This is a genomic window from Streptomyces sp. NPDC007095 (assembly GCF_040634475.1).
Classification (GTDB): Bacteria; Actinomycetota; Actinomycetes; order Streptomycetales; family Streptomycetaceae; genus Streptomyces.
The window spans coordinates 1-8,178 of record NZ_JBEYFS010000348.1; the positions used below are offsets into that span (position 1 = coordinate 1).

The 8,178-nt window shown below is 70.9% G+C and carries 9 protein-coding genes and 1 pseudogene; 5 read left to right on the forward strand and 5 right to left on the reverse strand.

Annotated features, from left to right (window positions below; translation table 11 throughout):
• Positions 1–91 (reverse strand): biotin carboxylase N-terminal domain-containing protein (locus ABZ656_RS54140; protein WP_308427085.1); only part of this gene is annotated, 91 nt, incomplete at its 3' end.
• A gap of 355 nt (positions 92–446) precedes the next feature.
• On the opposite strand from ABZ656_RS54140, the gene ABZ656_RS54145 reads away from it, so the two are divergent.
• The gene (locus tag ABZ656_RS54145) at positions 447–968 is read left to right on the forward strand and encodes a hypothetical protein (protein WP_360279573.1); all 522 of its coding nucleotides are present in this window, start codon (positions 447–449) and stop codon (positions 966–968) included.
• On the opposite strand, the gene ABZ656_RS54150 is transcribed toward ABZ656_RS54145, so the two are convergent.
• Both ABZ656_RS54150 and ABZ656_RS54155 read right to left on the reverse strand, forming a co-directional pair.
• Positions 969–1,589, reverse strand: a complete 621-nt coding sequence (locus ABZ656_RS54150) for a Maf-like protein (protein WP_101400314.1) — start codon at positions 1,587–1,589, stop codon at positions 969–971.
• Positions 1,590–1,741: 152 nt separating this feature from the next.
• A complete protein-coding gene (locus ABZ656_RS54155; protein ID WP_096239832.1) occupies positions 1,742–1,870 on the reverse strand; it encodes a hypothetical protein in 129 nt (42 codons plus the stop codon).
• A 164-nt stretch (positions 1,871–2,034) separates the two neighbouring features.
• Between ABZ656_RS54155 and ABZ656_RS54160 the strand changes: the two genes are divergently transcribed.
• Positions 2,035–3,165 (forward strand): SGNH/GDSL hydrolase family protein, encoded by a 1,131-nt coding sequence (locus ABZ656_RS54160; protein WP_360279577.1) that lies wholly within the window; start codon positions 2,035–2,037, stop codon positions 3,163–3,165.
• Here ABZ656_RS54160 and ABZ656_RS54165 read toward each other — a convergent pair.
• Positions 3,162–3,371: an acyl-CoA carboxylase epsilon subunit gene (locus tag ABZ656_RS54165; protein WP_101400315.1), complete on the reverse strand. Its 210-nt coding sequence runs from the start codon at positions 3,369–3,371 to the stop codon at positions 3,162–3,164. The two genes, ABZ656_RS54160 and ABZ656_RS54165, sit on opposite strands and share 4 nt — an antisense overlap.
• A gap of 24 nt (positions 3,372–3,395) precedes the next feature.
• Positions 3,396–4,997: an acyl-CoA carboxylase subunit beta gene (locus tag ABZ656_RS54170; protein WP_101400316.1), complete on the reverse strand. Its 1,602-nt coding sequence runs from the start codon at positions 4,995–4,997 to the stop codon at positions 3,396–3,398.
• A gap of 329 nt (positions 4,998–5,326) precedes the next feature.
• Between ABZ656_RS54170 and ABZ656_RS54175 the strand changes: the two genes are divergently transcribed.
• From ABZ656_RS54175 to ABZ656_RS54185, 3 genes and pseudogenes are all read left to right on the forward strand, one after another.
• A complete protein-coding gene (locus ABZ656_RS54175) occupies positions 5,327–6,220 on the forward strand; it encodes a biotin--[acetyl-CoA-carboxylase] ligase (RefSeq protein ID WP_101400317.1) in 894 nt (297 codons plus the stop codon).
• 328 nt (positions 6,221–6,548) lie between these two features.
• Positions 6,549–7,667 carry an adenylate/guanylate cyclase domain-containing protein gene (locus ABZ656_RS54180; RefSeq protein ID WP_360279582.1) on the forward strand — a complete coding sequence of 373 codons (1,119 nt, stop codon included), beginning with the start codon at positions 6,549–6,551 and terminating at the stop codon, positions 7,665–7,667.
• A gap of 193 nt (positions 7,668–7,860) precedes the next feature.
• Positions 7,861–8,178 (forward strand): annotated as a pseudogene (locus tag ABZ656_RS54185) (hypothetical protein); the annotation flags it as partial.

The window sequence follows — 8,178 nt, forward strand, 5'->3', positions numbered from 1 at the left end:
ACACGGCAACGCTCGCGATCCCGGCATCCCGGCACGCCCGGGCCACGCGGACAGCGATTTCGCCACGGTTGGCGATGAGCACCTTGCGCACGATGGCTCCCTCCTTGAAACAAGCCGAGTTTAGGGACTGCCGACACGACCTTTCGACCCGTCCCCAATGGTGAGCTTGCCCACACGGAGCGTGATTCGAGGCTCGCTCGACCCGCGAGATCCCTTGTCACACCGCGGTACGCAGGAATCCTTGGCTGAACCCTAGCCCTCCTGTGTGGCCAAGGTCTCTGTGCGGCCGTGCTGCGACGCACAGCGTTTCTTTGTGGAGTCCCTACGAATGGCCCAACGATTCTTTGCCCGCGGCCGAACCCTTGTCCCGGCGTTTACCCGTTAGTAGCGTTCGGGAGGTCTCGAACATACTTGGGGTAACAGCACTCGGAAGTGGGTGGGGACCGGTGGTGCGTAGACCGGTGGCGTGGGTGGCGGCGATCGTGCTCTTCATGGAGGCGATCGGCATCGCGCTGCTGAACTGGTTCCTCGGCGTGGTCGTCGACCGCCAGGACATGTCCCTGGCGGGTCTCGACTCGGACATGATGTCCGTCTCGTCCAAGGTCGGGGGGCTGGTCTTCGGCCTCTACTTCGCGCTGTGCGGCGTCGCCGCGCTGCTCGTCGCGGTGCGCGACCGCGCCCCTGGTCTCTTCGGCCGCATCCTGCTGATCAGTGCCGCAGTGGTGCACGGTCTGCTCGGCGCGTTCACGGTGGGTCTGGTGGGCTGGGGCGCGTTCGTGTTCATGATGGTGGCGCTCGGGCTGATCGTGTTCACTCTGTTGGCCTTCGACCGCGGGGCGGGTCCCGCCGACGCCACGCCGGGCGACGGCGCGGGCGGCGAGGACGGCAACGGGGGCACGAACGGCGGAACGAACGGCGGTACCGGGGGATCCCCGGTCACGGCGCCCCCGACACCGAGCGCGTCCTGATCACTTCTCCCGCGGGGTCCACAACTCCGTGATGGACACACCCAGTTCGGCCAGCAGGCGGCGCACCAGCGGCAGGGAGATGCCGATGACGTTGCCGTGGTCGCCGTCGATGCCCTCGATGAACGGGGCCGAGCGGCCGTCGAGCGTGAAGGCCCCGGCGACGTGGAGCGGCTCGCCCGAGGCGACGTAGGCGGCGATCTCGGCGTCGGTCGGGTCGCCGAAGCGGACCACCGTGGACGCGGTCCCCGACGCGTAGCGCTTGGCGGCTGTGTCGTAGACGCAGTGCCCCGTCTGGAGGGTGCCGGCCCGGCCGCGCATCGCCTTCCAGCGGGCGGTGGCCTCCTCGGCGTCCGCGGGCTTGCCCAGCGCCTCGCCGTCCAGGTCGAGGACCGAGTCGCAGCCGATCACCAGGGCGCCCTGGACCTCGGTCCGGGCGGCCACGACGGAGGCCTTGGCCTCGGCCAGGGCGAGCGCGAGTTCGGCGGGGGTCGGGGCGGAGACGGCGTCCTCGTCGACGCCGCTCACGATGACCTCGGGGTCGAGTCCGGCCTGGCGCAGCAGGCCGAGCCGTGCGGGGGACTGCGAGGCGAGCACGAGGCGGCGGCGCGGCTGATCAGTCATGCCGTCAGGGTATCGGCGTGGGCGTGTCGCCCCCTGTCGCCCCGTCTCGCATCACGTCCATCACGTCACGTCCATCACGTCACGCTGATCACGCCACGTCCACGTCACGCCGATCACGCCACGTCCACGTCACGCTGATCACACCACGCCGATCACATCACGCCGAGGACGATCATCGCGAGCAGCATGGCCAACGCCATGAGAAGGCCGAGCCGCCGCAGCATCTCCTGCATGTCGCGAAGTTCCTTGGGCGGCTCGTTCTCCGGGTCGGACCACAGCATGCCTCCGATCGTGCGGCGGCGAGGGCGCCGACCGCCTGAGTACGCATACTCAACTTGCCCTGGACCCGATTAAACGGGTCCAGGGTTCCTTTAATGCGTGTCCGCCTGCTACGGTCATGGCATTCACTAAAGGAACTCTGGTCCCTTTTAGGGAGGCAGTCGCCGTGTTCACCACCGCCTGGACCGCATCGCCCCAGCTCCCCGCCGTGGGCTTCACCCCCAACTGGTCCCAGGAGGGTTTCTGGCGTCAGTCCCTGCGCCAGGTCGTCCGCATCGGGGCGGGTGGCGGCCGGGTTCGTATACGGCTGTCGAACGCGTACGGCACCTCGCCGCTGCGGATCGCCGGGGCCACCGTGGCCCGTGCGGGCGCGGGGGCCGGTGTCGAGCCCGGCTCGCTGCGGCGGCTCACCTTCGAGGGGGCCGGGGGTGTCGAGATCCCGGCGCGCGGACAGGTCGCCAGCGACCCCGCCGAACTCGTGGTGGAGGCCCTGGAGTCCGTGACCGTCACCTTGTACCTCGACGCCGTCACCGGGCCCGCGACCTTCCATGCCCAGGCCTTCGCGACGAGCCACCGGGGCGAAGGGGACCGCCTCGACGACCTCGACGGCGACGGATTCGGCGAGACGAGCGAGTCCTGGTACTTCCTGTCGGCAGTCGAGGTCGACGCGGGCCGTACGGACGGTGTCGTGCTCTTCGGGGACTCCATCGTGGACGGGTTCGGCTCGACGCCGGGCGCGAACCGCCGCTGGTCGGACGCGCTCGCCGAGCGCACGGGGCGGCCCGTTCTGGGCGCGGGCATCGGCGGGAACCTGCTGCTGAACGACTCCGCCTGGTACGGGGAGAAGGGCGTCCGGCGGTTCGGGCGGGACGTTCTCGAACAGGCCGGGGTCGAGGCGGTCGTCGTGCTGCTGGGGCTCAACGACATCGGGTTCAGCGAGACGGGCGAACAGCCGACGTACAAGCCCGCGCCGGTGCTGGAGGCCGATGAACTCATCGACGGGTACCGGGAGTTGATACGACAGGCGCGTGGGCGGGGGCTGCGGGCGATCGGGGCGACGCTGCTGCCCTTCGGGGGGTCCGATCACTGGGGTGAGCGGGCGGCGAAGGTGAGCCGTGAGGTGAACGGGTGGATTCTCGGGGCGGGGGAGTGGGACGCGGTGGTGGATCTCAACGAGGTGTTGGCCGATCCGGGCGATCCGGATCGGCTACGGGGTGTGTACGACTTCGGCGATCACCTGCATCCCAATGACGCCGGGTACGGGGTGATGGCCGAGGAGGTGGCGGGGTGCTTCTAGGCAGGCCAGTACGTGCGCGTCCAGGCCGTGGGGCCCGGCTGGGGCAGGTGCCGGCCGGCTGTGCGGGACGGGTCCGACCAGGAGTCCCGGGCGCCGGGCGCGCCGGGCGGCGTGGTGGTCGCCGCCGCGGCGCGCGCTCGGACCACCGCCAGGGCGGCGGCCAGCTCCTCCGGGGTCGGATTGCCCCGTACGACCTTGATCGTCATGTCTGCTCCCAAGGGTCCGGGGTTCTAGAGCGGGATGTTGCCGTGCTTCTTCGGGGGGAGTGATTCCCGCTTCGTGCGCAGCTGACGCAGGCCCCGTACGACGTGGGAGCGGGTGTCGGAGGGCATGATCACCGCGTCGATGTAGCCGCGCTCGGCCGCTGTGTAGGGGTTGAGGAGGGTGTCCTCGTACTCCTGGATCAGGCGGGCCCGGGTGGCGTCGGCATTTCCGGTGTTCTCGGCGTCGGCGATGGTGCGGCGGTGCAGGATGTTCACCGCGCCCTGCGCGCCCATCACGGCGATCTGGGCGGTGGGCCAGGCGAGGTTGAGGTCGGCGCCGAGGTGCTTGGAGCCCATGACGTCGTAGGCGCCGCCGAAGGCCTTGCGGGTGATGACCGTGATGAGCGGGACGGTCGCCTCGGCGTAGGCGTAGATCAGTTTGGCGCCGCGGCGGATGATGCCGGTGTGCTCCTGGTCGACGCCCGGGAGGAAGCCGGGGACGTCCACGAAGGTGATGACGGGGACGTTGAAGGCGTCGCAGGTGCGCACGAAGCGGGCCGCCTTCTCGGACGCGTCGATGTCCAGGCAGCCGGCGAACTGCATCGGCTGGTTGGCGACGATGCCCACCGGGCGGCCTTCGACCCGTCCGAAGCCGGTGAGGATGTTCGGTGCGAACAGTGCCTGGGTCTCGAAGAACTCGGCGTCGTCCAGGACGTGTTCGATCACCGCGTGCATGTCGTACGGCTGGTTCGCGCTGTCCGGGACGATCACGTCCAGCTCGCGGTCCTCGTCCGTGAGGGCGAGGTCCGCCTCCTCGGGGAAGACCGGGGGTTCGCTGAGGTTGTTGGACGGCAGGTACGACAGCAGCTGCTTGACGTACTCGATGGCGTCCTTCTCGTCGCCCGCCATGTGGTGGGCCACACCCGACACCGCGTTGTGGGTGCGCGCGCCGCCGAGCTCCTCGAAGCCGACGTCCTCGCCCGTCACCGTCTTGATGACGTCCGGGCCCGTGATGAACATGTGCGAGGTCTGGTCGACCATGATCGTGAAGTCGGTGATCGCGGGGGAGTACACCGCGCCGCCCGCGCAGGGGCCGACGACGAGCGAGATCTGCGGGATGACGCCGGAGGCGTGGGTGTTGCGGCGGAAGATCTCGCCGTACATGCCGAGCGCGCTGACGCCTTCCTGGATGCGGGCGCCGCCGGAGTCGTTGATGCCGATGACCGGACAGCCGGTCTTCAGCGCGAAGTCCATCACCTTCATGATCTTCTGGCCGAAGACCTCGCCCAGGGCGCCGCCGAAGACGGTGAAGTCCTGGGAGAAGACGGCGACCGGGCGGCCGTCGACCATGCCGTAGCCGGTGACGACACCGTCGCCGTAGGGCCGGTTGTTCTCCATGCCGAAGTCGGTCGAGCGGTGCTGCGCGAACTCGTCCAGCTCGACGAACGAGCCCTCGTCGATCAGCAGCTCGATCCGCTCACGGGCCGTCAGCTTGCCCTTGGCGTGCTGCTTTTCGACAGCGCGTGCCGAGCCGGCGTGCGTCGCTTCCTGGACGCGGCGCCGCAGGTCCGCGAGTTTGCCCGCGGTCGTGTGGATGTCGGGGTGGTGCAGCTCTTCCGGCTCGGACATCGGGGTGCGGCTCCCTGCCTGCTCTAGGGGGACGTGAGGGTGAGGTGCTCAGAAGGGGGGCTTGCTACTCATCCGTAGCGTAGTGGCGTGCCTACCGTTCGGCAGTGCGGCGTTTACCACACTCCTCCCCCCTTTTCAGCGGGAGAACGAGGTCTCCCGATCCAGCGGCGTGGAGGCCGTGACCAGCTGTACGAACGCTGTGTCGCGGCGGGACACGTCGGAGGGGTGACATCACGAAAGTGATCGAGCGCCCGTGAACGTCAGCCCGTCGGGGCTGGAATCCGTGCCCTTGTCCCGGGCCGGAGGATGTCAAACCTAGGGTGGGTTGCATGACGACGCCACCAGGTGCACAAGGAAACCCGTCCGACGGGCCCGATGAGCCGAGGTCGGGCCGCTGGTCCGACCTCGGCCGGCCGCCCCTCAACGCCGCCGCTCTGCGCCGGGCGCTGGTGCGGGACGGTGGACTGTGGTCCGAGGTGGACGTGGTGCAGCGCACCGGGTCCACCAACTCCGACCTCGTGGCCCTCGCCACGGACGAGAAGACCCACGAGGGCGTCGTCCTCGTCGCCGAGGAACAGAACGCCGGGCGGGGCCGCCTGGACCGCCAGTGGACCGCACCGGCCCGCTCGGGCCTGTTCTTCTCCGTGCTGCTGAGGCCCACCGGGGTTCCCGTCGAACGCTGGGGCTGGCTGCCGCTGCTCACCGGGGTCGCGGTGGCCACGGGCCTGTCCCGGGTGGCGGGCGTCGACACGGCACTCAAGTGGCCCAACGACCTGCTGGTCACCGTGGACGGCGAGGAGCGCAAGACGGGCGGCATCCTCGCCGAGCGCGCCGGGAACGACGCGGTCGTCGTCGGCATCGGCATCAACGTCACCCTGCGCGAGGACGAACTCCCCGTGCCCGGCGCGGGCTCTCTCGCCCTCGCGGGCGCCACGACCACGGACCGTGACACCGTGCTGCGGGCCGTCCTGCGATCCCTGGAGCAGTGGTACGAGAAGTGGCGGGCCGCGGGCGGCGACCCCGCCGCCTCCGGTCTCCAGGAGACGTATGCCGCGGGATGCGCGACCCTCGGAAGGGTGGTGCGGGCCGAACTGCCCGGCGGCACGTCGATCACCGGGGAAGCGGTGGCGGTCGACGGGGACGGGCGTCTGGTCCTGGCCACGGAGGAGGGCGTACAGCAGCCGGTGGGAGCGGGGGACATCGTCCATCTGCGGCCGGCGTGAGCCGAGGAGGTCGGCAGACCGTACTCAGCTGTGGAGCCCGGAACCGATCGTGGTGCCGAGCTCCGGCCGGGCGTACGAGTCAGGAGTGAGCCAGCGCACACCTGCCGTAGAGTTGAGCGCGGTCGATACCTGACCACGGCAGATCGGAAGGGCAGCAGGCGTGACCGTCGACGACACGGGCTCCGGCACGGGTGCACACCCCGCCCCCGACGGTGAGCCGGGGCGTACCGCCGGGCCGGTCACCGACCCGGCGCCCGCACGCGTCGACACGAACGGTGACATGGCCGGCGAGACGACCGCCGGGCCGACCGGCGAGACGACCGGGCGGATGGACGGGCAGAGCCGCTTGGAGGCGCAGAACCGGATCGACGAGGAGTCTGTCGACTCCGGCGAGGACCCCCTCGCACTGCGCCTCGAAACGCTCATCCTCGGCGCCGAGCGCCGCTACACCCCCTTCCAGGCCGCCCGCAGCGCAGGCGTCTCCATGGAACTGGCCTCCCGTTTCTGGCGGGCCATGGGCTTCGCCGACATCGGCCAGGCCAAGGCGCTGACCGAGGCCGACGTGCTGGCGCTGCGGCGCCTCGCCGGTCTCGTCGAGGCGGGCCTGCTGAGCGAGGCGATGGCGGTCCAGGTCGCCCGCTCCACCGGGCAGACCACGGCCCGCCTGGCCGAATGGCAGATCGACTCCTTCCTGGAGGGCCTGACCGAGCCTCCCGAGCCGGGCATGACGCGCACCGAGGTCACCTACCCCCTGATCGAGCTGCTCCTGCCCGAGCTGGAGGAGTTCATCGTCTACGTCTGGCGGCGCCAGCTCGCCGCCGCGACCGGCCGGGTCGTCCAGGCCGGTGACGACGAGGAGATGGTCGACCGCCGCCTCGCCGTCGGTTTCGCGGACCTCGTCGGCTTCACGCGGCTGACGCGCCGGATGGAGGAAGAGGAACTCGGCGAGCTCGTCGAGGCCTTCGAGACCACCGCGGCCGACCTGGTGGCCGCGCACGGGGGGCGCCTCATCAAGACCCTCGGTGACGAGGTGCTGTACGCCGCGGACGACGCCGGGATCGCCGCCGAGATCGCCCTGCGCCTCATCGAGACGATGGCCAACGACGAGACGATGCCGGAGCTGCGCGTCGGCATCGCCTTCGGCACCGTGACGACCCGCATGGGCGACGTCTTCGGTACGACGGTGAACCTCGCCTCGCGGCTCACGTCGATAGCGCCACGGGATGCCGTGCTGGTGGACGGCGCCTTCGCGGAGGAACTGATCCGCACCGGGGACGCGCCCGCCTCCGAGGCGGAGGCCGCCGAGGCCGCGGCCGCCGCGGAGAAGGAGGGCGAGGAGCCGCCCGTCTACCGATTCGCGCTCCAGCCGATGTGGCAGCGCCCCGTCCGCGGCCTCGGCGTGGTCGAACCCTGGCTGCTGGCCCGCCGGAACGGCGACCAGCCGTAGGCCCCGTTTCCCTCAATGACCTCCGGCGGGTCCCGCCAGATCGTTCACACAGATGCCGACGATCGGCACGCACAGACCCGGCGGGTTCTGCCCGGGCGTCGGGGTCGGGGCGTGGGTGGTGGGGCTCGGGGCCGGCTGCTGCTGTGTGTGTGACTGCGACGGCAGGACGACGGGCGCGGTCGGGATGCCGGTCGTGTCCGGCACGCTCCCCACGGGGGCGCTCGCCCGGGCGGACGGGATCGTCGCCGTCGATGAGGGTGCGGCGGCCGTCGACGGTGCCGTGGCCGCGGGGCTCGTGCCCGGGGCCGGGGTCGCGCTCGCCCCGCCCCTCGCGGTGGTCGCGGACGCGGGATGCGCGGAGGGCGCGGCCCACACCGTCGGCGCGGCGTCGATCGCCTCGTCCGTGGCGACCCCGGGCCTCGGCTCGGCCTCCGTGTTCCCGCTCCCGCCGCCGACCACCGACTCCGGCGCCATCCGCGCCAGGCTCAACGCCCCCGCGGCCAGCGCGAGC

Bases quoted from the DNA above. Each gene is read 5' to 3' on its own strand.
- ABZ656_RS54150 (WP_101400314.1), bottom strand. From the start codon at position 1,589: ATGACTGATCAGCCGCGCCGCCGCCTCGTGCTCGCCTCGCAGTCCCCC.
- ABZ656_RS54155 (WP_096239832.1), bottom strand. From the start codon at position 1,870: ATGCTGTGGTCCGACCCGGAGAACGAGCCGCCCAAGGAACTTCGCGAC.
- ABZ656_RS54165 (WP_101400315.1), bottom strand. From the start codon at position 3,371: ATGACGATCAAGGTCGTACGGGGCAATCCGACCCCGGAGGAGCTGGCC.
- ABZ656_RS54170 (WP_101400316.1), bottom strand. From the start codon at position 4,997: ATGTCCGAGCCGGAAGAGCTGCACCACCCCGACATCCACACGACCGCG.
- ABZ656_RS54175 (WP_101400317.1), top strand. From the start codon at position 5,327: ATGACGACGCCACCAGGTGCACAAGGAAACCCGTCCGACGGGCCCGAT.
- ABZ656_RS54180 (WP_360279582.1), top strand. From the start codon at position 6,549: ATGGACGGGCAGAGCCGCTTGGAGGCGCAGAACCGGATCGACGAGGAG.